At 71.9% G+C, this 22842-nt stretch carries 21 protein-coding genes, 1 tRNA gene and 1 pseudogene; 11 read left to right on the forward strand and 12 right to left on the reverse strand.

What is annotated here, in order from left to right:
• The first annotated feature begins 213 nt into the window (after nucleotides 1-213).
• The 5 genes from rpsF (at nucleotide 214) to ACJOT3_RS00440 (ending at nucleotide 3080) form a co-directional block, all read left to right on the forward strand.
• On the forward strand, nucleotides 214-504 hold the full coding sequence (gene rpsF / locus ACJOT3_RS00420; RefSeq protein ID WP_406967506.1) for a 30S ribosomal protein S6: 291 nt from the start codon (nucleotides 214-216) through the stop codon (nucleotides 502-504).
• 125 nt (nucleotides 505-629) lie between these two features.
• Nucleotides 630-1229 carry a single-stranded DNA-binding protein gene (locus tag ACJOT3_RS00425; RefSeq protein WP_406967508.1) on the forward strand — a complete coding sequence of 200 codons (600 nt, stop codon included), beginning with the start codon at nucleotides 630-632 and terminating at the stop codon, nucleotides 1227-1229.
• Nucleotides 1230-1363: 134 nt separating this feature from the next.
• Nucleotides 1364-1600, forward strand: a complete 237-nt coding sequence (gene rpsR, locus ACJOT3_RS00430) for a 30S ribosomal protein S18 (RefSeq protein WP_406967510.1) — start codon at nucleotides 1364-1366, stop codon at nucleotides 1598-1600.
• Between the two features lie 28 nt (nucleotides 1601-1628).
• Nucleotides 1629-2075, forward strand: coding sequence for a 50S ribosomal protein L9 (gene rplI, locus ACJOT3_RS00435; protein WP_406967512.1), 447 nt, complete (start codon nucleotides 1629-1631; stop codon nucleotides 2073-2075).
• Between the two features lie 189 nt (nucleotides 2076-2264).
• Nucleotides 2265-3080, forward strand: a complete 816-nt coding sequence (locus ACJOT3_RS00440) for a peptidoglycan recognition protein family protein (RefSeq protein ID WP_406967514.1) — start codon at nucleotides 2265-2267, stop codon at nucleotides 3078-3080.
• A 60-nt stretch (nucleotides 3081-3140) separates the two neighbouring features.
• On the opposite strand, the gene ACJOT3_RS00445 is transcribed toward ACJOT3_RS00440, so the two are convergent.
• The gene (locus ACJOT3_RS00445; RefSeq protein ID WP_406967516.1) at nucleotides 3141-4490 is read right to left on the reverse strand and encodes an MATE family efflux transporter; all 1350 of its coding nucleotides are present in this window, start codon (nucleotides 4488-4490) and stop codon (nucleotides 3141-3143) included.
• Nucleotides 4491-4838: 348 nt separating this feature from the next.
• Between ACJOT3_RS00445 and ACJOT3_RS00450 the strand changes: the two genes are divergently transcribed.
• On the forward strand, nucleotides 4839-8702 hold the full coding sequence (locus ACJOT3_RS00450; RefSeq protein WP_406967518.1) for a replicative DNA helicase: 3864 nt from the start codon (nucleotides 4839-4841) through the stop codon (nucleotides 8700-8702).
• A 114-nt stretch (nucleotides 8703-8816) separates the two neighbouring features.
• On the opposite strand, the gene ACJOT3_RS00455 is transcribed toward ACJOT3_RS00450, so the two are convergent.
• From ACJOT3_RS00455 to upp, 8 genes and pseudogenes are all read right to left on the reverse strand, one after another.
• Nucleotides 8817-9149, reverse strand: coding sequence for a hypothetical protein (locus ACJOT3_RS00455; protein WP_406967520.1), 333 nt, complete (start codon nucleotides 9147-9149; stop codon nucleotides 8817-8819).
• A 115-nt stretch (nucleotides 9150-9264) separates the two neighbouring features.
• Nucleotides 9265-9351: pseudogene (locus tag ACJOT3_RS00460) on the reverse strand (hypothetical protein); the annotation flags it as partial.
• A 961-nt stretch (nucleotides 9352-10312) separates the two neighbouring features.
• Entirely contained in the window at nucleotides 10313-11959 is a 1647-nt protein-coding gene (abc-f, locus tag ACJOT3_RS00465; RefSeq protein WP_406967522.1) for a ribosomal protection-like ABC-F family protein, read from the reverse strand.
• Nucleotides 11960-12574: 615 nt separating this feature from the next.
• On the reverse strand, nucleotides 12575-12805 hold the full coding sequence (locus ACJOT3_RS00470; protein ID WP_406967524.1) for a hypothetical protein: 231 nt from the start codon (nucleotides 12803-12805) through the stop codon (nucleotides 12575-12577).
• Between the two features lie 310 nt (nucleotides 12806-13115).
• Complete coding sequence (locus ACJOT3_RS00475) at nucleotides 13116-13625, reverse strand: PH domain-containing protein (RefSeq protein WP_220563968.1); 510 nt, start codon at nucleotides 13623-13625, stop codon at nucleotides 13116-13118.
• Nucleotides 13626-13643: 18 nt separating this feature from the next.
• Nucleotides 13644-13808 carry a hypothetical protein gene (locus ACJOT3_RS00480; protein ID WP_406967526.1) on the reverse strand — a complete coding sequence of 55 codons (165 nt, stop codon included), beginning with the start codon at nucleotides 13806-13808 and terminating at the stop codon, nucleotides 13644-13646.
• Nucleotides 13809-14140: 332 nt separating this feature from the next.
• Entirely contained in the window at nucleotides 14141-14374 is a 234-nt protein-coding gene (locus tag ACJOT3_RS00485) for a hypothetical protein (protein WP_406967528.1), read from the reverse strand.
• A gap of 418 nt (nucleotides 14375-14792) precedes the next feature.
• Nucleotides 14793-15446, reverse strand: coding sequence for a uracil phosphoribosyltransferase (gene upp, locus ACJOT3_RS00490; RefSeq protein WP_406967530.1), 654 nt, complete (start codon nucleotides 15444-15446; stop codon nucleotides 14793-14795).
• Between the two features lie 280 nt (nucleotides 15447-15726).
• Between upp and ACJOT3_RS00495 the strand changes: the two genes are divergently transcribed.
• From ACJOT3_RS00495 to ACJOT3_RS00510, 4 genes are all read left to right on the forward strand, one after another.
• Nucleotides 15727-16224, forward strand: coding sequence for a tRNA adenosine deaminase-associated protein (locus ACJOT3_RS00495; protein ID WP_406967532.1), 498 nt, complete (start codon nucleotides 15727-15729; stop codon nucleotides 16222-16224).
• A gap of 43 nt (nucleotides 16225-16267) precedes the next feature.
• Nucleotides 16268-16744 carry a tRNA adenosine deaminase-associated protein gene (locus ACJOT3_RS00500; protein ID WP_406967534.1) on the forward strand — a complete coding sequence of 159 codons (477 nt, stop codon included), beginning with the start codon at nucleotides 16268-16270 and terminating at the stop codon, nucleotides 16742-16744.
• Nucleotides 16741-17214, forward strand: coding sequence for a nucleoside deaminase (locus ACJOT3_RS00505; protein WP_406967536.1), 474 nt, complete (start codon nucleotides 16741-16743; stop codon nucleotides 17212-17214). Before ACJOT3_RS00500 ends, ACJOT3_RS00505 begins: the two co-directional genes overlap by 4 nt.
• A gap of 41 nt (nucleotides 17215-17255) precedes the next feature.
• Nucleotides 17256-17343 (forward strand) — tRNA-Ser (locus tag ACJOT3_RS00510).
• 186 nt (nucleotides 17344-17529) lie between these two features.
• Here the strand turns inward: ACJOT3_RS00510 and ACJOT3_RS00515 are convergent.
• Both ACJOT3_RS00515 and ACJOT3_RS00520 read right to left on the reverse strand, forming a co-directional pair.
• A complete protein-coding gene (locus tag ACJOT3_RS00515) occupies nucleotides 17530-18381 on the reverse strand; it encodes a LacI family DNA-binding transcriptional regulator (protein WP_406967538.1) in 852 nt (283 codons plus the stop codon).
• Nucleotides 18378-20858 (reverse strand): glycoside hydrolase family 2 protein, encoded by a 2481-nt coding sequence (locus ACJOT3_RS00520; protein WP_406967540.1) that lies wholly within the window; start codon nucleotides 20856-20858, stop codon nucleotides 18378-18380. Before ACJOT3_RS00520 ends, ACJOT3_RS00515 begins: the two co-directional genes overlap by 4 nt.
• 121 nt (nucleotides 20859-20979) lie before the next feature.
• Here ACJOT3_RS00520 and ACJOT3_RS00525 point away from each other — a divergent pair, with 121 nt between their 5' ends.
• Entirely contained in the window at nucleotides 20980-22218 is a 1239-nt protein-coding gene (locus ACJOT3_RS00525) for an ROK family transcriptional regulator (protein WP_406967542.1), read from the forward strand.
• Here ACJOT3_RS00525 and ACJOT3_RS00530 read toward each other — a convergent pair.
• On the reverse strand, nucleotides 22195-22812 hold the full coding sequence (locus tag ACJOT3_RS00530; protein WP_406967544.1) for a PadR family transcriptional regulator: 618 nt from the start codon (nucleotides 22810-22812) through the stop codon (nucleotides 22195-22197). The genes ACJOT3_RS00525 and ACJOT3_RS00530 overlap by 24 nt on opposite strands.
• Between the last annotated feature and the right edge of the window lie 30 nt (nucleotides 22813-22842).

The following is a 22842-nucleotide window of genomic DNA, read 5'->3' on the forward strand; positions in this document are numbered from 1 at the left end:
GCCGGTGCGCGACGCGCACCGGCCCCTTCGCGTGTGCCGGGGAACCCGTCCCGGGAGACGGCCGCCGATTCCGGTCCCGCGCTGCTGGTAGCCTTGGTCCCCGTATGGCTCTGAGCCCGCGCCCCCGTCACCGCACGGAGAACACCGCGGGCTCCTGCCCTCCTGCCATGGAGATTCCATGGCCGCGACAGTCCAGAGGAGGAACGTACGCCGATGCGTCGTTACGAAATCATGGTCATCCTCGACCCGAACCTCGACGAGCGCACCGTCGCCCCGTCGCTGGAGAACTTCCTGTCCGTCGTGCGCAACGACGGCGGCTCGGTCGAGAAGGTCGACATCTGGGGCAAGCGTCGGCTCGCCTACGACATCGACAAGAACCCCGAGGGCATCTACGCCGTGATCGACCTGACGGCCACGCCCGCCACGGTCAAGGAGCTCGACCGCCAGCTCGGCATCGCCGAGGCCGTGCTCCGCACCAAGGTCATCCGGCCCGAGGTCCACTAGCGACCTCCCGCCCGCACCCCCTACCCCGGATCTTCCGTTTCCGCTGATTTCTGTCAGTAGGAGGGCGGATGATCAGGGGAGCAGGCGAAACCGCCTGACCCGATCTATCTCGAACCGGAGCCCTCATGGCAGGCGAAACCCAGATCACGCTCGTCGGCAACCTGGTCGACGATCCTGAGATGCGCTTCACGGCGAGTGGAGCCGCTGTCGCCAACTTCCGCGTGGCCTCGACGCCGCGCACCTTCGACCGCGCGTCGGGGGAGTGGAAGGACGGCGAGTCCATGTTCCTCACCTGCACCGTGTGGCGGCAGTACGCGGAGAACGTCGCGGAGAGCCTGACCCGCGGCATGCGCGTGATCGTCCAGGGGCGGCTCAAGCAGCGCTCCTACGACACCCAGCAGGGTGAGAAGCGCACCGTCTTCGAGGTCGACGTCGACGAGGTCGGCCCGGCCCTGCGCAGTGCCACCGCCAAGGTGACCAAGGCGCAGCGCCAGGGCGGCGGCGGAGGCGGCTTCGGTGGGGGCGGCGGCGGTGGTTTCGGTGGCGGCCAGCCCCAGCAGCAGCAGGGTGGCGGCGGCTACGGGAACCAGGGCGGCGGCTTCGGCGGCGGCCAGCAGGGCGGCCGCGGCGGCGCCCCCGCCAACGACGACCCGTGGGCCAACAACGGCGGCGGTGGCGGAGGCGGCGGCTTCGGCGGCGGCTTCTCCGACGACCCGCCGTTCTAGCCGAGCGGTCGCGCCGCGGCCCCGTGCCGTAGGCGCAATACCCCGACCCGGCGCCCCAGGGGGCCGAGTCACCATTCACATGTCCTCAGACCATCCCCGGGAGGAACCCGGGGCTCTTGCGAAGGAGCACCACGATGGCGAAGCCGGCACCGCGCAAGCCCAAGAAGAAGGTTTGCCTGTTCTGCCAGGAGAAGCAGTCCTACATCGACTACAAGGACACCACGCTTCTCCGCAAGTTCATCTCCGAGCGCGGCAAGATCCGCGCCCGCCGCGTGACGGGTAACTGCACCCAGCACCAGCGCGACGTCGCCACCGCGATCAAGAACGCGCGCGAGGTCGCCCTGCTGCCCTACACCAGCACCGCTCGCTAGCGGGGATTCTCCGAGGGAGGTTTTTGTCGTGAAGCTGATCCTGACCCACGAGGTCAACGGTCTCGGAGCCCCCGGCGATGTCGTCGAGGTGAAGAACGGCTACGGCCGCAACTACCTGCTTCCCCGCGGGTTCGCCATCCGGTGGACGCGCGGCGGCCAGAAGCAGATCGACCTGATCCAGCGCGCCCGTGCCGCGCGGGACATCCGCACCCTGGACGAGGCCAAGCAGGTCGCCGGCCAGGTCAACGCGCTCACCGTGCGTCTCAAGCAGCGCGCCGGTGAGGGTGGCCGTCTCTTCGGCTCGGTCACCCCCGCGGACATCGCCGAGGCCGTCAAGGTCTCCGGCGGCCCGCAGCTGGACAAGCGACGCATCGAGGTCAAGACCCCGATCAAGTCGGCCGGCGCCCACAAGGTCCAGGTCCGCCTGCACCCCGAGGTCGTCGCGACGATCAAGCTGGACGTCGTCGGCGTCTAGTCGAGGCGTTCGCGCTCGCGCTCGCGTGAATTCGGGCCCCGCACCTCTTTGCCGAGGTGCGGGGCCCGTCCTGTTCGGGGGCAACACGCCGGGGCTCGGCGAAAGCCACCCTTTGACTACTCTTTGTAACCTATCGTGTTCTCTGTGTTGACGTCGCGTGACGCCAAGAACAGAGAGGACGACGGGCCGATGAACGGACGACCGGAGCACCTGCCGGACCGCAGGACGGTCCTGAGGGGCACGGCACTGGCCGCGGGCGGCGTGCTGCTCGGCGGGCTGATCGGGCTCACCCCGGCCACCGGCGCGCTCGCCGCGGCCAGACCCAAGGTCTACACCCGCACGGACTGGAAGGCCAGGGCCCCCAAGAACCGCATCGAGGTCCTGGCGAAGGGGCCCACCCACATCGTCGTGCACCACACGGCCACCGGGAACGTCTCCGACACCTCGACCACCCACGCGGCCGCGCTGTCCCGCTCCATCCAGCGATACCACATGGACCACAACGGGTGGAGCGACACCGGGCAGCAGCTCACCATCAGCCGCGGCGGGCACATCATGGAGGGCCGCGACCGCACCCTCCAGGCCATCGCAGACGGCGGCCACGTGATCGGCGCGCACACCGCCAACCACAATTCGCACACCATCGGCATCGAGAACGAGGGCACCTACACCTCGGCCACCCCGCCGCAGGCGCTCATGAGCTCCCTGGTGGACACCTGCGCCTGGCTGTGCCTGGTCTACCGGCTGGACCCGCAGAAGGCCATCGTCGGCCACCGCGACTACAACGCCACCAACTGCCCGGGGGACAAGCTCTACTCGATGCTCCCGGACCTGCGCAGGGACGTCGCCTCCCGGCTCCGCGAGCAGCTCGCCCACCTGAGCCGGGTGGCGGGGGTCGAGCTCACCCTGGAGCAGCTGCCGACCTTCCCGGACACCCCGAAGTCGGAGCGGGTCGCGACCTTCTACCACGGTCCGGCCGTCGGCGACCTCGACGTCTCCCTCTGACCCGGGCGCACCCGGGATCCCCGTCCCGCCGGACGGCGGAACCCCGGGCAGGGCCGGGGTTCAGGGCCGGGCCGCGCCGGTGACCAGCCAGGCCCCACCCCGGGCCCGGTGACCCAGGGCGACCGCACGGGCCAGGATCCAGACCCCGTAGGCGATCCACAGGGCCACGATCCCCCCGGTCGCGGACAGCCCCAGCGGCGGCACCATCAGGGCGAACGGCAGGAAGACCAGCATCGTCCACAGGGAGGCCCAGGCCAGGTAGCGCTGGTCCCCGGCGCCCATGAGCACCCCGTCGAGCACCATGGTCACCCCGCTCAGCGGCTGCAACAGGGCCACCACGACCAGGGACGCGGTGATGAGCACACGCACCTGCGGGTCGGAGGTGAACGGGATCCACGCCCACGGCAGGACCAGCAGCACCACCACGGTGAAGACCACGCCCAGCATCACGCCCCACTCGACCATGCGGCGGGTGGCGTCCCGGGTCCCGCGGACGTCGCCCGCCCCCAGGTAGCGGCCGATGATCGCCTGCCCGGCGATCGCGATCGCGTCCATGGCGAACACCAGCAGCGCCCAGATGTTGTGCGAGACCTGGTGCGCGGCCACCGGCGCGTCGCCCAGCCGGGCCGCGACCGCCACGGTCACCAGGGCCACCACGCGCATCGAGACACTGCGCAGGAACAGCGCGAACCCGGCCGAGGCCGAGGCGCGCAGCCCCGCCGCCGTCGGTGCGAGCGACACCCCCTCGCGCCGGGCGCGGCGGACCATCACCGCCACGTACCAGAACGCGCCGCCGCCCTGGGCGAGCACCGTCGCCCACGCCGAACCCGCGATGCCCCAGTCCAGGACCAGCACGAACACCGCGCACAGCAGCGCGTTGCCCAGGAAGGACGCGACCGCGACGGCCAGCGGGGTGCGGGCGTCCTGCAACCCGCGCAGCACCCCGGTGCCAGCCATGACGATGAGCAGGAACGGCGTGCTCAGCAGGCTGATGCGCAGGTAGACCAGGGCGTGCGGGGCGACCTCGGGGGAGGCGCCCAGCAGGTCCACCATGGCCGGGCCCAGCGGCCAGCCGATCGCGATCGCGGCGACGCCGAGCAGCACGGCCAGCCACAGGCCGTCGATCCCGTCCCGGATGCCGCCGGGGACGTCCCCGGCGCCGAACTTGCGGGAGACGGCGGCGGTGGTGCCGTAGGCGAGGAAGATGCAGACGGCGACCAGGGTCAGCAGCACCTGGCCGGCGATGCCGAGCCCGGCCAGGGCGGCGGTGCCCAGGGTGCCGACGATCGCGGAGTCGGTCAGCAGGAACAGGGGTTCGCTGACGAGGGCGAAGAACGTGGGGATCGCCAGGGCGAAGATCTCGCGGTCGTGGCGGTGCCGGAACGGGGCGGCGGAGAGCAGTCTGGGCATGACCGGACCACGTTATCGGACAGGCGTTCCCCAGCGGGGGTGAAGTTATCCACAGGCTCCGGGATGCCTGTGGATAACTTGTGGAAATCGACCCTGTGAGACATCTTGCACACCCCGGCATCGAAGCATGTTTTCGCAGGTCAACACCGATAAGAGGGGGCGTGTACAAAGTTATCCACAGGTTATGTGCACAACGGGTCGGTGAAACCCCTGCGGAGCGGGGCGAACGAGTGCTACCGGGCCTGTGGACGACGCCGCCCGCGGCACCCCCGGCGCCTTCCATGAGGCATCCTGGAAGGGTCGGTCCCGACCCGGGGCCGGTGGAGCACGGCCCAGGGGAGATTGTTCGTGAGCGTCGCTGAGCAGCCACCCGAAGAAGGCGGATACGAGCGCACGCCACCCCACGACATCCAGGCCGAACAGGGCGTCCTGGGCGGCATGCTCATCTCCAAGGACGCCATCACCCAGGTCGTGGAGATCATCCGCTCCGCCGACTTCTACCGCCCGGCGCACCAGATCATCTACGACGCCATCGTCGACCTGTTCTCCCGCGGCGAGCCCGTCGACATCGTCTCGGTCAACGCCGAGCTGACCAAGCGCGGCGAGTCCGCCCGCGTCGGTGGCGCGCTCTACCTCACCACGCTCACCAACGCCATCCCCACCGCGGCCAACGCCGGCTACTACGCCAAGATCGTCTCCGACCGCGCCGTGCTGCGCCGCCTGGTCGAGGTCGGCACCCGCATCGCCCAGATCGGCTACGCCGGCGACGGCGAGGTCGACGACCTCGTCGACCACGCCCAGGCGGAGATCTACAAGGTCGCCGAGAAGCGCACCGGCGAGGACTACGTCCCCCTCGCCGACATCATGCCGGGCGCCCTGGACGAGATCGAGGCCATCTCCTCCCACGACGGCACCCTCACCGGCGTCCCCACCGGCTTCGCCGACTTCGACGCCCTCACCAACGGCCTCCACCCGGGCCAGATGGTCATCATCGCCGCCCGCCCGGCCGTCGGCAAGGCCCTGGCTCTGGACACCCCGCTGCCCACCCCGCAGGGGTGGACGACCATGGGCGCGGTCCGGGTCGGCGATGAGCTGCTGGCCGCGGACGGGACACCCACCCGCGTGGTGGCGGCGACCGAGGTGATGGCCGGCCGCCCCTGCTACGAGGTGGTGTTCGACGACGGGACCACGGTCATCGCCGACGCGGAGCACCAGTGGCTCACCCACACCCGGGCCTCGCGCCGCTCCGCGCAGGAGGCGGCCCGCTCGGGAGGCACCCCGAGGACCCTCCCCGGCGTGCGCACCACCCGGGAGATCGCCGACACCTTGCGGATGTCCACCGCCGACGCTCGCCTCAACCACTCGGTCGTCAACGCCGAACCGCTGGAGTTGCCCGAGCGGGAGCTGCCGCTGCCGCCCTACTTCCTCGGCGTCTGGCTGGGTGACGGCGCCACCGACGCCGCCCGGATCACGACCGCCGACCCGGAGGTCCTCGTCAATATCGAGGCCGACGGTCTGGTGACCAAGCCCGTGGGCCGCATCTCCTACAGCGTCCGGCTCCCCCACGAGGCCCCGGGGACACGCTTGTGCGTGGTGTGCGGTGAGGAGTTCACCCCGTCCCTGCCGCACGTGCGCAGCTGCGGGCAGTCCTGCGGAGGGAAGGCCCGGTTCGTTTCCGACCCGGTGCCGGAGGCGCCCTGCCCGGACTGCGGGAGACCCATGACCGGGCGTCTGCGCTGCCGCGAGTGCACCCGTCATCACGGGAGTGTCCAGGCGCTGCTCAGAACCCTGGGTGTGCTCGGGAACAAGCACATCCCCATGGAGTACCTGCGAGCCTCGGTCGAGCAGCGGCGGGCGCTCCTGGCCGGGCTGCTGGACTCCGACGGCACGGTCAACGCCGGCGGGTCGGTCCAGTTCGCGGTGACCGACGAACGGCTGGCGAGCGACTTCCGCGAGCTGGCACACGGGCTCGGGTACCGCACCGGTATGTCGACACGACGGGTCGAGGGACGCACCGAGGCCTCCTCCACCTGCTACACGGTCACCTTCGGGTCCGAGCGAGAGGTCTTCCGTCTCTCGCGCAAGCAGGAGGCGCACCGGACTCGCGGAGCCGGGCGCGGCTACGCGCGGATCGGCTCCAGGTTCATCACCGAGGTGCGCCCCATCGACAGCGTTCCGGTGCGCTGTGTCCAGGTGGACCACCCCGACCACCTGTTCCTGGCCACGAAGGCCATGGTTCCTACCCACAACTCCACGCTGGCCCTGGATTTCGCGCGGGCGGCGTCGATCAAGCACAACATGACCGCGGTCTTCTTCAGCCTGGAGATGGGGCGCAACGAGATCGTCATGCGCCTGCTGTCGGCGGAGGCGCGGGTGCCGCTGCACACCATGCGGTCGGGCCTGATGACCGACGACGACTGGGCGCGGCTGGCGCGGCGCATGGGCGAGGTCGCAAACGCGCCGCTGTTCATCGACGACTCGCCCAACATGTCGATGATGGAGATCCGGGCCAAGTGCCGCCGGCTCAAGCAGCAGCACGACCTCAAACTGGTCATCGTCGACTACCTCCAGCTGATGAGCTCGCCCGGCCGGGTGGAGAGCCGCCAGCAGGAGGTCTCGGAGATGTCCCGGTCGCTCAAGCTGCTGGCCAAGGAGCTGGAGGTGCCCGTGGTAGCGCTCTCCCAGCTCAACCGCGGTCCGGAGCAGCGCACCGACAAACGCCCCCAGGTGTCGGACCTTCGCGAGTCCGGATGCCTCACCGCCGACACCAGGATCCTGCGGGCCGACACGGGCGCCGAGACCACGCTCGGGGAACTGTACGCGTCGGGAGAGAACGACATCCCGGTCTGGTCCCTGGACGAGAAACTGCGCCTGGTCCCGCGCACGATGAGCCACGTCTTCTCCAGCGGGGTCAAGGAGACCTTCCGGCTGCGTCTGGCATCGGGGCGTGAGGTCAAGGCATCCGCCAACCACCCGTTCCTCGCCTTCGAGGGGTGGCGCCACCTGGAGGACCTGAGAGCCGGTGACCGGATCGCCGTCCCGCGGCACGTGCCCGCGCCGGATGAGTCGGTCACGTGGCCCGAGGACGAGGTGGTCCTGCTCGCCCACATGATCGGCGACGGGTCGTTCGTCCGCCGTCAGCCCATCCGCTACGCCAGTGTCGACGAGGAGAACCTGGCGGCGGTCACCGAGGCGGCCCGGCACTTCGGGATCACCGCCGTCCGGGACGAGTACCGTTCCGCGCGGGTCACGACCCTGTGGCTGCCCGCGCCGTTCCGACTCACCCACGGCAAGCGGAACCCGATCGCCGCCTGGCTCGACGGGTTGGGGCTGTTCGGGCTCCGCAGCCATGAGAAGTTCGTGCCCGACGCGGTCTTCACGCTGCCGACGGAGCAGATCGCCCTGTTCCTGCGCCACCTGTGGGCCACGGACGGGAGCGTCCACTGGAGTGAGGCGTCCGGCGGCACCCGCATCCACTACTCCTCCACGAGTCGGCGGCTCGTCGACGGAGTGGCCCTGCTGCTCGCCCGGCTGGGCATCATGACCAGGATCAAGCACAGCACCAAGAAGGGGGACCGGCCCTCCTACGTGCTCGATGTCTACGGGGTGGACCAGCAGAGGCTGTTCGCGGAGAAGGTGGGCTGCCACGGCGCCCGCGCCCTGACCCTCGCCTCCTGCATCGAGAACATGGCCGGCCGCACGGCCAATACCGATGTGGACACCGTTCCCCGGCAGGTGTGGGACCGGGTGCGCACCACGATCGCCGCTCAGGAGATGAGCCACCGCCGGTTCTCCTCGGAACCCGGTGTGCAGTTCAACGGGAGTGCGATGTGGAGGCCCGCGCCGAGCCGGGGCGGGCTCTCCCGGATCGCCGCGGTGCTCGATGACGCCGACCTCGACCTGCTCGCCACCAACGACGTCTTCTGGGACGAGGTCGTCGCGGTCGAACCGCTGGGCGAGGAGGAGGTCTTCGACGCCACGGTCGCGGGCACGCACAACTTCGTGGCGAATGGGATCAGCGTTCACAACTCCATCGAGCAGGACGCGGACATGGTGATCCTGCTGTACCGCGAGGACGTGCACGACAAGGAGTCGCCGCGGGCGGGCGAGGCGGACATCATCGTCGCCAAGCACCGCAACGGCCCCACCGCGGACGTCACCGTGGCCTTTCAGGGTCACTACAGCCGCTTCGTCGACATGGCGCCGGGGTAGGGGCGTCCGCGGCGGGCGGGGGGAGGGGGGAGGGGGCTCGTTCACAGGCGGACGAGCATCTTGCCGGTGTTGGTGCCGGACAGGAGGACTCCGGGAACCTGGGAACCCGGGAACTCAGGACTCCGGGACTCCAGGAGCCCAGGACCCCGCGCAGGGCCTCCGGGGTCTCCGGGGGGTCTCCGGGGCCTTCTCCAGGCCGCCGAGGATGGTCTCGCGGGCGGGCAGGGTGCCGTCGAGCAGCCACGGCACGGCCTTGGCGTGGAACTCGGGGAAGCGGTCGAGGTGGGCGGCCACGAGCATGCCGCGCAGGGTGACCTCCCTGGTGGCGGCCCGGTATAGGTTCGGGCGCGGGGCCGGGATGTGCTCGGTGTCCAGGACCACGGCCGCTGCGGAGTCGACCAGGGAGTGCTCCCGCCAGCCCAGGAAGTGGGAGACGGTCGCTCCCACCGGGATCCCCCGGCGCGCGAGGCGACGACCTCGCCGATGGCGCTCCCGTCCAGGGGACGGCGCCGATCTCGAAGGGCGGGGTGTAGGAGGGGACGTCGTCCATCCGGCCGCGTATGTAGGGCCGAGCGTCGACGGACATCCACGTGTTGCGGACCAGGATCTGCCCTGGCTCGGGCTCGGGCTCGGGCAGGTCGGTCTCCACCAGGGCGAAGTGCTCGGGGCGGGGGTTACTGCGTCTGTGGTCGGGCTTTCAAACGAGGTCTGTGCAACGGCCTGTTTCCAGTCGGAGCGTTCTTTCCCTGGACATGTGTGGTTGAGCGTGCCGCTGGGCCCCGACCCGTCCCCTGGAAAAACCCCCACCGCCCGGGACGTGAGTCCAACGCGTACGCCTGGTGGTCTGCCGGGCGTCGTGACGTGGGGACGGCTCCGCGCCCAGCCCGGGTCTGTACGTTCCCAGGGGGTGACCCGTGGAGACCAACGCGACCGTGTGCGGACCTTCAGACCGCCCTCCGCAGATGGCGGGGGTTTTGGAAACCTGCTCTTGCTGTCTCACCCCCTGGGGCCGGGGTCCCGTCCCGCTCTACCCACACCCCCTGGGGCCGGGGTGGGAGGCCTCGTGCGGCCGTCACCCCCTGCGGCGGGGGAGGCCAGGAAGGTGGCCGGGCTGGGGCTGAGGGCTCCGGGAGGGGGCGGGCTGGGGCTGGGCTCTCCGGGTAGGTGGGAAACCCCCTGTGGGGTGGGGGAGACGCGACGCTCTCCGGTTGTGGCTGAGAGCTCCAAGAGGGGGATGGGGCTGTGGCCAGGGTCCCGGGAAGGGGACAGGCTGGGGCTGAGGACCCCGGGAAGGTGGGAAACCCCCTGGGGCGGGAGGCTTCGTGTGGCCGTCACCCCCTGGGGCGGGGGTGGTCGGGGATGTGGCCAGGCGGGTGCCCCGTGGTCGAATTCGGCGTCCAGGGCGGTCGGGGAGGGGGACGCGGGCGGCGTCCCCGAGCAGGCGGGTGGAAACGGTCCCGTCGAGCACGGGGTCAGCTTATGCTGGGGTGTCCGGGCTTTTCGGACACCGTGGCGGGGGTGTGCCGGTGTCCGACACACCCCCTGGTTTCGGTCAGTGGCTTTAGCTATTTATGGTCAAGCCGATTTGTCGACAAAGCGATCCGGGTGGGTCACGGGGTGTCCGCGGTGATCATCCCCTCCCGCATCTCCAGTCTTCTCCCCGAGAAGCCAGTGCGCAGGGTGCGATCGTGGCTGACGATCACCAGGGCGCCGGTGTAGCGCCCCAGCGCCTCCTCCAGCTCCTCCACGAGACCGGGGGAGAGGTGGTTGGTCGGCTCGTCCAGGAGCAGCAGGTCATGGACCCCCGAGGTCAATCTGGCCACCTCGATCCGGCGGCGTTGGCCGACCGAAAGTGACTCCACGGACTGGTCCATCTCCCGGGCCCGGAACAGCCCCAGCGCGGCCAGCTCGTCCCGGTACTCCTCGGCCGGCCCCGGCCGTCCGGCCGCGTAGGCCTGGAGCGCGGTCCGGCCCGGAACGACCGCCCCGTCCTCCTGGCGCAGGTGGCCGACCCGCCCGCGCCGCAGCACCGTGCCGGAGTCGGGCGCCAGCTCCCCGGCGATGACCCGTAGCAGCGTGCTCTTGCCCGCCCCGTTGGGACCGGTGACGAGGATCCGCTCGCCCGGTGCGACGGACAGCGCCGGAACGTCGAGCCGGTGCCCCACGCGCACCCCCGCCAGCTCCACGGGGCCGCCCTCCGTCTCGCCCGCGGTGAAGGACGCGGTCATCTCCAGGGGGACCGGCGGCGGCGCGACCGCGTTCTCGACCAGCCGCGCCGCCCGTTCCTTGGCCTGCCGGACCCGGCTCATCGCGCCGTGGGCGCGCGAGCGCATCCGGAAGTTGCCGTGTCCGAAGCCGGCCTTGTCCACCATGCGCGGGATGGCCTGGAGCGCGGCGATGCTGTTGTCGGCCAGCCGCCGCTGCCGCGCCAGCTCCGCCTTCCACTCCTCGTACTCGCGGATCCACCGGGACCGTGCCGCGGCCCGGGCGCGCAGGAACCCGTCGTACCCGTCGCCGTACCGGTGGATCCGGCGCAGCTCGTGGTCCACCTCCAGAACCGTGTCGGTGACCCGGGACAGGAAGGCCCGGTCGTGGGTGACGGTGACGACGGTGCCCCGGTGGGTGCGCAGCCGCTGCTCCAGCCAGGCGGCCGCGCCGTCGTCGAGGTCGTTGGTGGGCTCGTCGAGCAGCAGCAGCTCGGGGTCGGCGGCCAGGACCGCGGCCAGGGCCAGCCGCGAGCGTTCTCCGCCGGAGAGCGTGCGTAGCGGGCGGTCCCGGTCCAGGCCGGGCAGTCCCAGGCCGTGCAGTCCGGCGTCGACCCGGGCGTCGGCCTCGTAGCCGCCGCGCGCCTCGAACGCGGACAGCAGGTCGCCGTAGGCGGCCAGCTCCTCGGGGCCGGCGGTGCCCAGCGACGCCTCGGCCCCGCGCAGGCGGGCCTCCATCTCCCGCAGTTCGGACAGGGCGTCGTCGACGGCGTCGCCGACGGTGCCGGTCATGACGCCGACCCGTTCCAGGGTCTGGGGCAGGTACCCGGTGCCGCCGGGGGCGGCGACGAGCATCTCCCCGTTGTCGGGCGCCTCCTCCCCGGCCAGCAGCCGGAGCAGGGTGCTCTTGCCGGATCCGTTGTCCCCGATGACCCCGACCCGTTCACCGGGGGCGATGGTCAGGTCCACCCGGTCCAGGACGGTGTGGTCGCCGTAGTGTTTGGCGACCCCGGCGAGGGTGATCTGTGAGCGGATGCGTGTCGCGGCGCGCATGGGCGTTCCTCCTCGGGTGGTCTCGGCGGCGGGGGTCGCGGATCGAACGCGGGCGGTGCGCAAGGGTGTGCCTCCTCTGCTGCGGTGGGGCCGGTGGAACGGGCCGCGGGCCGCCGGAGGGCTTCGGCGTTCGGGCACCACGGGGAGCGGGCGTGCGCGGGGCACGCGGCTCGGGGTGCGGGAACGCCGAAGAGGCCGTACCGGATCGACCGCGGGGTGGCGACGCCGGTGGAGCCGCGCGGGGCCGCCGGGGTGCGGCGGGTGCGCGTTGTGCTCGGACACGGGCGTCGGACGCGGGATCACAGGAAGAAGTAGTACAGCCTCATGTGCAAGACGGTACGTCTCGTTTCGTCAAGAGTCAAGCGGAAAACCAGTGAGACCTGGATCACTCTCGGTGGATGTCTTTGGGTCGACTGGAACACCGATATTGCGTCAAGCCGATATGTCGACACGGCGACAAGCCGTCAGGGATCGGGTCGCCCGGCCCCGGGAACGGCGAAGGGCCGCCCCGCGGTGCGGGACGGCCCTTCGGACTCGCTCTCTCGCGTCCGGTGCGAACACCGGTCGCCCCCTGTCCGGCGCGGCCGGAAGGGGGCGTGCGTCGTTGGTGCGCTGCTACAGCCAGCGGGCCTCGGGCCGGGTGCGGCCGGTCTCGTCGGTGACCAGCACCCAGTGCACGATCGGATGCCCGGAGCTGATGGCGTCGGCGCTCTCGCGGGCCCGGGGAACGCTCACCGCGTCCGGCGCCAGGCCGGACATGCGGAGGGTCTCCTCGGTGGAACGCGTACGTCGACGGGCGTCGGCGGAGCGAGTCGGGTGCGGTGCACGGTCTGTCCTGCGCGCCATGAAGCCCTCCTCGTTTCCGTATCAGATGATCATAGTTAACCCTATGTTCACCTTTGAGTCAATTCATTTTCCCGAGGAGTCGGTCACAGGGAATCCTTCCGCGTTCGGCCGGGTGCCGAAACGCCTGGTGGCGCGGGCCTCCGGCGGGGCGTCCCGGTGGGGCGGGAGGGGCTCCCGAGCCAAGGTGAACAGAAGGTGAACGGGAGGGGAATCGAGCAACCCTGAGGGGTGCCGGCAGCGACCCGGACGACCCCGGAGAAACAGGAAGCACCCGTCCACAGGACGGGTGCCGTGCCGGGTGCGCGCCGGGCTACTCCTTGAAGATGAGCCCCACGACCTCCAGGTAGAGCTGCTCCGGATACGGGATGAAGTCGATCCTGCTCAGCGCCTGGTCCTGACCGGCGGACTCCATCACGAAGGTCCCGTACCCGAGGAACCGGCCCAGCAGGCTGCGCTCGAACCTCATGTCGGTGACCTTGCCCAGCGGCATCATGTTGACCTGCCGGGTGATCAGCCCCGTGGTCAGCAACAGACGGGCGGAGGTGATGACGAAGTAGTCGACCGACCACTCCGCGACCTGCCACACGAACCACACCAGTACCAGCAGCCACAGCCACCAGATGATGGCCAGGGCGGCCGGGGTGTCCGCGATCTGCGTGTTGCTGAGGATCCCCGCCACGATCAGGGCGCCCAGGACCGCGCCCACCGGTCCGATCAGGACCGCGGGATGCCTCCGGATGGTGACCACGTCCTGCTCGTGTGGGAGCAGGTAGCGGTTGACCGACGCCGGGGCGCTGTTACTCGACGCTACGAGGCGCATGGCACCCGACCATCCCCACTACGGCAGCAGTGCGTTGACGAAGCGCGACATCGACTCGGCGCCGCCGATCAGTCCCCCGAGAGCGCTCTGGATCACGCCCGCCGCGCTTTCGGGCTGCGTGAGCAGATAAAACGCCACGAAAAAGATGAGAGCGTAGCCGCCCCATTTCTTCAACTTCGCCACGACCGACTCCCCTTGGAATCCACCTGACCCACCGACCCAGCAGCGATTGTCGCATTGGGGGTCCTGCCCGTAAAGCCTGGGGCGCACCCTCGGCGTGGCGGTATGTCGGACCTTCCTCGCTTGCGGGCTGTGTCCGGTTCCGGTGCGGTTGTTCCCCCGGTGACGCGGGGGCCGAAAATCGGCCGCCTACCGGTGCAGGTCAGGAGGTTTGGGTTGGCTTTTGTGGAGAAGTGGGACGGGTCGGTCATGGCCGAAACTCCTCGGGAGTGTCGGACGGCCCGAAAAGCGGACTCGGTGCAGCACGGATTCCCCCAGGGGGCTCGGGGGAAGTGTCAGCGCCGTTCCGCGAAGGCCAGCGCGAGCACCTGGAGGTGCTGCCGGGCGATCCGCTCGACGAGGTCCGGGGTGGCGCTGCCGGTGACCTCTTCGGCCCCGTGCCGGGCCGCGTCCACACACCGGGTCACGGTGGATTCGTGGTGCACGCCGGAGAACTCCGCGGCGAGGAGGTCCACCACGGGTGCGAAGCGCTGGTCGATGGTCGTGGGGGCGGAGGTGGTCTCGGGCATCTCTCTCCTTGAGGGCTCGGGAGACTGATGGCTCAGCGTGCACGCACGGGGGCGTTCGGTAGTCGCCCGGGGGTTGCCTGAAGCCCGCGCCCGAGAATGGGCGAGGAGTTCGGGTTCGGGCGGACTACGTCCTGGGAGGCGGTTTCGGGCCGTGGAGGTTCCCGGTTACGGGCGGCCAAGAACCATGATCACTCCTGTCGGTTACGTTCCCGTCTCGAAATGAATTCGGATAATGCGGTCCGGCGTGTCGTCCTTGGGTGCGGTCCGCCCCCGCGCCCTCCGGGCTTCGACCTGGGGCGATGGCGGGCCGTAGAAGCTCTCTGCCCGGTTTTCGGCCATTCATTCATCCGGACCGGAAAACAACCGAAAAAGCGCCCGGCCGGAGGACCGGCCGGGCGCCCGCACGCGCTGGAAGAGGTCAGGCGCAGCCGTACAGCCGGTCGCCCGCGTCACCCAGACCCGGGAGGATGAACCCGTTCTCGTTGAGGCGCTCGTCCACCGCCGCGGTCACCACGCGCAGCGTCGCCCCGTGGTCCGGCGACAGGGTTTCGGTCAGCTTCTGCTCCACAGCGACCAGGCCCTCGGGGGCGGCCAGCAGGCAGATCGCCGTGATGTGGTCGGCGCCCCGGTCCACCAGCAGCTTGAGCGCGGCGGCCAGGGTGCCGCCGGTGGCCAGCATCGGGTCGAGCACATAACACTGGCGGCCGGACAGGTCCTGCGGCAGCCGGTCCGCGTACGTGGCGGGCTGGAGGGTCTCCTCGTCGCGGGCCATCCCCAGGAAGCCGACCTCGGCGGTGGGCAGCAGGCGCGTCATCCCGTCGAGCATGCCCAGCCCGGCGCGCAGGATCGGCACCACCAGCGGGGTGGGGCGGCTCAGCTGCGTCCCCGTGGTCTCCACCAGGGGCGTCTCGATGGTGACCTCCGTCACGCGGACGTCGCGGGTCGCCTCGTAGGCGAGCAGGGTCACCAGCTCGTCGGTCAGGCGCCGGAACGTCGGGGAGTCGGTCCGCACATCGCGCAGGGTGGTCAGTTTGTGCGCGACCAAGGGGTGGTCGACGACCAGGGTTTCCAAGGTGGTCTCCGGGTGAGCTGGGACGACGGGACGGTGGCCGGGGAGCTGAGCCAGGCAGAGTCTAACCGCGTGCGACCACCCCGAAGGGTGCGCGAACAGGCACACCGGACGCGCGCGGGAACCCCCTGTGGGATCGTGCCCACCGAACTCATGAGAGCGTTGTCGGACTGAAGCGGACAAGGGCCACAGCGGGCGCGGAGTGATCGTTACCATGTCACTCGCACGGGCGATCCGGGGTTCCTTCGTCCGGACTGATGGCACCGGCCGGGTTGGGGTGACGATGACAGTGCTCGATCATGATGACGACTCGGGCGACTTCGCGGCCGTGGCGTTCCGGGAAGAGGAGTACTGGGAGGTCGACCTGCTGCCGGTCGCCCTGGTGCACGACCTCAAGGGACTGATCCACGCTCTGCGCCAGCAACCCAGTATCAGTGGGACCATCGGCCTGGTCTCGGTGGGCGACGACTTCTTCATCCTCGTGCGCGTGTACGGCGGGGAGGTGTCCCTGTTCCTGTCCGACGTGACCGCGTCCGTCGACTGGCAGGTCGCACGAGATGTCCTCGACCACCTGGACATCGACCAGCCCGACGACGATGATCTCGATCAGGTCCTGCCCGCGGGAGACCTGTCGATCGTCGCGGACCTGGGTCTGGACGAGATGGAGCTGGGCGCCCTGGCCGGCGATCTCGACCTGTACCCGGACGAGGTGCTGGCCAGCATCTCCGAGCGCCTCGGATTCGCGCAGTCCTTCCAGCGTGTCCTCGACGCGATGGGGTAGGGGACCCCAGGAAAACAGCCCGGAGAACTAGGGAGAGCACGCGGTGTCGACCTTCGCAGCCGTCTTCGCACCCGACGGGGGGACGTGGCGGGGAACCGAGCTCGAACTCGGCGAGGTGGACGTCGTCGACGACGTCACCGAGCTGACACTCGACTTCGCCGCCGATACGGGTGCCGCATCCGCCGTCCTCCTCATCGAGGTCGACGACGATTGGTTCGCCATCGTGCGCGCGGACGAGGACGGGGAGCCCCGGGTGTACCTGTCCGACGCCCGCGCCGTGGAGGAGTACCCCCTGGCCGAGGTGCTGTCCGAGGCGGGGACCCTGGTGGGCGCCGGCGCCGCCGACACCTCCCGGGGGGCCGCCCCGGGCGGCGACGCCGGGCTGCTGGAGGACTTCGGGGTCCCGGCCGACGAGCTGCGCTCGCTGTCCGTGGGCAGCGGCGTCCTGCCCAGCGACGTCCTGGCGGTCGTGGCCGACCGCGCCGGGTTCGGCGAGCTCCTGGACGGCATGCGCCTGTGAACACGGCCCTGGACGCCGCGCTGCGCGCGGCCCTGGCCGAGGCCGAACTGGCCCTGGCCACGGGGGACGTCCCGGTGGGCGCGGTGGTGCTCGACCCCGGCGGTGCGGTGATCGGCCGCGGGCACAACGAGCGCGAGGCCACCGGGGACCCGACCGGGCACGCCGAGGTCCTGGCCCTGCGCGCCGCCGCCCGCCACCGCGGCGAGTGGCGGCTTCCGGGCTGCACGCTGGTGGTCACCCTGGAGCCCTGTGTCATGTGCGCGGGCGCCACGGTGCTGTCCCGGGTGGACCGCCTGGTGTACGGCGCCCGCGACCCCAAGGCGGGCGCGGCGGGCTCGCTGTGGGACCTGGTCCGCGACCCGCGCGTGAACCACCGGCCCGAGGTGATCCCGCCCGACCTGGTGGACGCCGACCTCGCCGCGGCCTGCTCGGGCCTGCTCACCCGGTTCTTCGCGAACCGGCGCGGTTAACAGGTTCCCCGCACTCGCTCCGATCCGGTAGAGTTACCGGCGGTGGAGTCGCCTAGTGGCCGATGGCGCCCGCCTCGAAAGCGGGTAAGGGGCAACCCTTCGGGGGTTCAAATCCCCCCTCCACCGCCACCAGCCGCCCCCGGCATCGCCGGGGGCGGTTCTTTTGTGCCCGTCGCCGGTGTGCCGGTGTGCCCGGTGGCGGCCCGGTCCCCTTGTCGACAGGTCGCCCTGCCGACACGTCGCCTCGCCTCCCTGCCGACCTGCCGACACGTCGCCCTGGCGACAGGCCGACGTGCCGACAGACCGACGTGTCCCCTAATCCGGGGCGGGGCCGGTGCTGCCGCGGGCGGTGAAGTGCGAGGCGGGGAACCAGCGCTCGGCGACGGGCACCCCCCGGGCCGCCTCCAGCGCGGCCTCGGCGACCTGGGTCCCGTACAGGTGCACGTCCACGGTCATCGCGCTCAGCTCGGGGGAGACCAGCCGGCAGCGGGTGGAGTCGTCCCAGGCGACCAGGCTCAGCTGCGAGGGGACGTCCACGCCCAGCGAGCGGGCCGCCTCCAGGCCGCCGACCGCCATCACGTCGTTGTCGTACAGGATCGCGGTGGGCGGCTCCTGTGCGGACAGCAGCTCCGCGGTGAGCCGCTCGCCCTCCTCGTGCGAGTAGTCGCCCTCGACGGTGGCCGGCGCGGGCAGGCCCGCCTCGGCGCAGGCCGCGACGAGGGCGTCCGTACGGGCGCGGGTGTGCAGCAGCTGCGCCGGTCCGCTGACCCGGGCGATGCGCCGGTGCCCCAGGGAGAGCAGTTGTTCCACCGCCTTGCGGATGGGGGTGCCGTGGTCGGAGAGGACCCCCGGCAGGCCCGCGCCCTCGGGGGCGCCCGCCACCACGAACGGCAGCCCCAGCCCGCGGAGCAGCTCCGGGCGGGGGTCGTCGACGGTGGGGTTGACCACCACGACGACGTCCACCATTCCGCGCTCGGCCCAGCGGCGGTGGGCGGCCGCCTCCTCCTCGGCGGTGGAGACCAGGTGCAGCATCACCCACATGTCGTGGGCGGACAGCCGCTCCTCGATGCCGCCGAGGAACTCCATGAAGAACGGCTCGGCGCTCAGCAGACGGCGCGGCCGGGCCAGGACCAGCCCGACCGCGCCCGCGCGCTCCGGCGCGCTCATCGCTTCCCGCGGGGGTGCAGGGACGCGGCGCTGCGCAGCACCGGCTCCCGGGTGAACTCCGCCGGGTCGACCTCGGCCGCGGTGCGCACCAGGAAGGTGTGCGACTCGCCCGGCAGCAGGTCGACGAGCATGTCGTCCACCTCGGCGTCGGGGGCGACCCGGTCGGCCAGCACGGACACGCCGCGGGCCAGCGCCGCGGCGCTCACCCGCACCCGGTACCCGCCGGGGGCGGGCTCGGCCTCGGCGGTGAGCGCGTCGGGGTCGTAGGCCAGGTGGACGTCCTCGCGGAAGGTGTGCACCAGGCGGGCGTCGCCGGTGGTGGCCACCAGCACCTCCAGGGTCTCGTTGACGGCCGCCAGCAGCGACCGGGGCGGCTCGTACTCGGCCGTGGACCGCGGCGGCACGGCCAGCGCGGTCTCGGTGCCGTCCAGTATCAGGCCTGTGAGGTTCTGCCGCCGCACCCGCAGCGGCGCCTCCCACGGCTCGTCGGTGTCGTTTACGGCGATGAGGACGAGCCGCCCGTCGCGGGGCTGGAGGGTGAGCAGGCGCGGGGCGTAGGCGGCGCGCAACGCGTACCAGAGGGGTTTGCGCCGCCCCTGCCCGTCCACGGCCGCCCAGGAGGTGACCGGCCAGCAGTCGTTGAGCTGCCAGACCAGGGACCCGGCGGTCCGCGGCCACCAGGACCGGAAGTGCTCCACCCCGAACGCCACCGCGCGGGCCTGGTTGAGCTGGGTGGCCCAGTGCCAGTCCTCGAAGGTGGTGGGGGCGGGCAGGTGCATGGACAGGCCGCGGGCGAGCTTGCCGTTGCCGTCCTCGGCCTTCTGGTGGAGGAGGAAGACGGGGGAGTCGGGGGTGAGCGGCTCGTCGTGGATCCACTCGGTGAGGGTGGACCAGGTGGGCGGGCCCTGGAACCCGAACTCGGAGCAGAACCGGGGCACGGTGTCGCGGTAGGCGCGGTAGTCGGTGCGGTTCCACACGTCCCACTCGTGGCGGGTGCCGCGCTCCTCGGAGTTGGGGTGGGACTCCTCGGGGGTGAGGCCGGAGGAGTAGGGGCTGCCGTCGGAGTAGAACCGGGTGGGGTCGAGCTCGGCGACGATGCGGGGGAACAGCTCGGTGTAGTAGCGGTGGCCCCAGGTGAGGTCGCCCAGCTGCGCCTTCCAGCCCCAGTCCTCGTGGCCCCACAGGTTCTCGTTGCCGCCGTTCCACAGGGCGAGGGAGGGGTGGGAGGCCAGGCGGGCGACGTTCTCGCGGGCCTCGGCCTCGAACTCGCCCCACAGCGGGTCCTCTTCGGGGTAGGCCGCGCAGGCCAGCAGGAAGTCCTGCCAGACGAGGACGCCGCGTTCGTCGCAGACGTCGTAGAAGTCCTCGGTCTCGTAGATGCCGCCGCCCCAGACGCGCAGCATGTTCATGTTGGCGTCGACGGCCTGTCCGACGCGGTGTTCGAGGCGCTCGCGGGTGATCCGGGTGAGGAAGTGGTCGTCGGGGATCCAGTTGGCTCCCTTGGCGAAGATCGGCAGGCCGTTGACGGTCACGGTGAAGGGGGTGCCGTGGGCGTCGGGCCCGGTGTCCACGGTGACGGTGCGGAAGCCGACGCGGCGGTGCGCGGTGTCCAGCGCCGTCCCGTCCTCGGCGGTGAGGGTGACGTCGAGGTCGTACAGCGGCTGGTCGCCGTAGCCGGCGGGCCACCACAGGTCGGCGTCCGGGACCTCGACGGTGACGGTCCCCGACGCCGCGTCGGCGGCCAGGGTCGCGGTGGCGGTGCGCCCGGTGACCTCGGCGGTGAGGACGAGGGGGGTCCCGTCCCCGGGTCGGAGGCCGGAGCGTTCGAGGTCGGCGTGGACCTCGACCCGGCCGGTGCCGTCGGCGTCCACGGTGACCAGGGGGCGGACGCGGGCCAGGCGGGCGGTGGTCCAGCGCTCCAGGCGGACCGGCTTCCAGATGCCGGCGGTCTGGAGGTCGGGCCCCCAGTCCCAGCCGAAGGAGCAGGCCATCTTGCGGACCAGGTTGTAGGGGTGGGTGTTGACGTGCGGGCGGGCGCCCAGGCGCTCGCGCTCCCGCTCGGCGTGCTCCAGGGCGGAGTGCAGGTCCACGGTCAGCTCGTTGGTCCCGGCGCGCAGGGCGGGGCGGGCGTCGAACCGGTGGGAGCGGTGCATGTTGGCGGCGGTGCCGAGCACCCGCCCGTTGAGGGTGACGGTGGCGATGGTGTCCAGCCCGTCGAAGGCCAGGTCGACGCGTTCGCCGTCGGCGGGGGCGTCGGCCTCGAAGCTGAGGGTGTAGCGCCAGTCGGTGCGGTGCGCCCAGGCGAGCTCGGCCTCGGCGGAGTCCAGGTAGGGGTCGGGGATGAGCCCGGCGGCCAGCAGGTCGAGGTGGGTGCTCCCGGGCACCGCGGCGGGGATCTCCCGGCCCGCGATGTGCTCGGGGACGGGTCCGGCGGTGGCGGTCAGACGCCATCCGTCGTGGAGGGTGTGGCTGGGCATCGTGCTCCTCGGGTGCGGGCCTGTAGTGCGAGGATTCTTTCTTCAATGAACTAAGTAAGTCAAGAGTGGGGCGGCGGCTACCCTGGGGCGCACCGAACACGCAGCGCAGCCGGAGGTTCCCTTGGGTCGGGCCATTCCCCACACGTCGAGCCGGGCCACGGTCCTCGACGTCATCCGGGCGGCCGGGACCATCAGCCGGGCCGGGCTGGCGGGTGCCACCGGGCTGACCGCGGCCACGGTCTCCACCGTGGTGCGCGGGCTGCTCGCCGACGGCCTGGTCAACGAGGTCGGCCGGGCCGAGTCCACCGGCGGCAAGCCGCGGGTGCTGCTGCGCCTGGCCCCCGCCTCCCGGTTCGCCGTGGGCGTGCACCTGGACGCGGGCGGCACCACCTACGCGCTCACCGACCTGACCGGCGCCGTCGTCTCCCGGACGGCCCACGTCGGCCCCCGGGACGCCGACCCGGCCGGGGAGCCCGAGCACACGGCCCGCCGGGTGGAGGCCCTGGTCGAAGGGGCCGGGGTGGACCGGGAGAGGCTGCTGGGCATCGGCCTGGTCTCCGCCGCGGGCGACGCGGCCCGGGCGCGGGAGCTGGAGCGGGCCGCCGGACTGCCGGTGGTCACCGGCGACGACGCGACCGCGGCCGCCCTGGGCGAGTACTGGTCGGGGTCGGCCGGGCGCTCCTCGGTCCTGGTGGCGGTGCACACCGGGGCGGCCCTGGGCGCGGGGGTGCTGGTCGACGGCGTCCCCTACCGCGGCGCGCACGGCCGGGCCGGCGGGCTGGGGCACGTGTGCGTGGACATCGACGGGCCGCCGTGCGCCTGCGGGGCGCGGGGATGCCTGGAGGCGGTGGCGGGCCCGGCCGCGGTGACCGACGCGGCCCGCGCCGCCGGGGTCGCCGGGGTGCCGGGCGTGATCGGCGCGGACGGCACGGAGAGCGGGGGCGGCGCCCTCCGTCCGAACGGAGGTGCCTCGGTGACGGCCGGGTTCGCGGCGGTCGTCCGGGCGGCCCGGGGCGGGGACCCCGCGGCGCGGGCCCTGCTGGAGCGGTCCGCCCGGTACACGGCGGTGGCGGTGCGCACCCTCGTCGGCGTGCTCGACCCGGACCTGGTGGTGCTCACCGGGGCGGGGCAGGCGGTCGCGGGCGCGACCTACCTGCCGGCGGTGCGGCGGGAACTGGAGGCGGCGTTCGGGGGTCGGCCGGGCGACCCGGTGCGGGTGCGGCTGTCGGAGTTCGCCGACACCGCCCCGGCGATCGGGGCGGCGGCGATGGTGCTCAGCTCCACGCTGACCCCGCTGCGCACCCCCGGGCTGCGGCTGCCCGAGGACCTGTCGGAGTCAGGACCCGTCCCGGTCGGCTGAGACGGCCGGGGCCGGGGACGCGGGGGCCGAGGACACCGGGGACGGGGACGCCGGGGGCGGGGCGGACTCGGAGAGCTCCTCCACGGCGCGGCTGAGCCAGGAGACCCAGCCGGTCTCCATGTCGATGCCGCCGCGCAGCACCAGCAGCTGGATGCGCTCCTGCTCGGTGCGCGGGCCGTTCGGGTAGTCCCGGCGCTCGAACTCCCGGTACTCCTCCAGCCGGGCGCGGTGCAGGTCGCGGTGGCGGGCCAGCTCGGGGACCAGCCCGCCCACGCCCACCACGCCGGCGGCGCGCAGGCGCAGCGGCAGCGGGTCCCGGCCGACCCTGGGGTCCTCGCGGCGGTCCACCCAGGCGCGCAGTTCCTCGCGGCCCTCGGGCAGGACCTCGTACTCCTTCTTCTGCCCCCGGGTGGGGACCGGCGAGGGCAGCGCGCGGATCAGCCCGGCCTGCTCCAGCTTGCCCAGCTCCCGGTAGATCTGCTGGTGGGTGGCCGACCAGAAGTAGCCGATCGACCGGTCGAACCGCCGGGTCAGCTCGGACCCGGAGGAGGGCTTCTCCAGCAGGGCGGTCAGGATGGCGTGGGGCAGGGACATGTGCGCATTCTAGGTTCGGGCGGCGGGCGC

Source organism: Nocardiopsis protaetiae (assembly GCF_045446735.1).
Taxonomy (GTDB): Bacteria; Actinomycetota; Actinomycetes; order Streptosporangiales; family Streptosporangiaceae; genus Nocardiopsis; species Nocardiopsis protaetiae.

Excerpts from the sequence above, each read along its gene's own strand:
- abc-f (WP_406967522.1), bottom strand. The coding sequence starts at position 11,959 with ATGCGCGCCGCGACACGCATCCGCTCACAGATCACCCTCGCCGGGGTC.
- ACJOT3_RS00515 (WP_406967538.1), bottom strand. The coding sequence starts at position 18,381 with ATGAGCGCGCCGGAGCGCGCGGGCGCGGTCGGGCTGGTCCTGGCCCGG.
- rpsR (WP_406967510.1), top strand. The coding sequence starts at position 1,364 with ATGGCGAAGCCGGCACCGCGCAAGCCCAAGAAGAAGGTTTGCCTGTTC.
- ACJOT3_RS00440 (WP_406967514.1), top strand. The coding sequence starts at position 2,265 with ATGAACGGACGACCGGAGCACCTGCCGGACCGCAGGACGGTCCTGAGG.
- ACJOT3_RS00520 (WP_406967540.1), bottom strand. The coding sequence starts at position 20,858 with ATGCCCAGCCACACCCTCCACGACGGATGGCGTCTGACCGCCACCGCC.
- rpsF (WP_406967506.1), top strand. The coding sequence starts at position 214 with ATGCGTCGTTACGAAATCATGGTCATCCTCGACCCGAACCTCGACGAG.
- ACJOT3_RS00485 (WP_406967528.1), bottom strand. The coding sequence starts at position 14,374 with ATGCCCGAGACCACCTCCGCCCCCACGACCATCGACCAGCGCTTCGCA.
- ACJOT3_RS00495 (WP_406967532.1), top strand. The coding sequence starts at position 15,727 with ATGACAGTGCTCGATCATGATGACGACTCGGGCGACTTCGCGGCCGTG.
- ACJOT3_RS00530 (WP_406967544.1), bottom strand. The coding sequence starts at position 22,812 with ATGTCCCTGCCCCACGCCATCCTGACCGCCCTGCTGGAGAAGCCCTCC.
- ACJOT3_RS00425 (WP_406967508.1), top strand. The coding sequence starts at position 630 with ATGGCAGGCGAAACCCAGATCACGCTCGTCGGCAACCTGGTCGACGAT.
- ACJOT3_RS00470 (WP_406967524.1), bottom strand. The coding sequence starts at position 12,805 with ATGGCGCGCAGGACAGACCGTGCACCGCACCCGACTCGCTCCGCCGAC.
- ACJOT3_RS00475 (WP_220563968.1), bottom strand. The coding sequence starts at position 13,625 with ATGCGCCTCGTAGCGTCGAGTAACAGCGCCCCGGCGTCGGTCAACCGC.
- ACJOT3_RS00445 (WP_406967516.1), bottom strand. The coding sequence starts at position 4,490 with ATGCCCAGACTGCTCTCCGCCGCCCCGTTCCGGCACCGCCACGACCGC.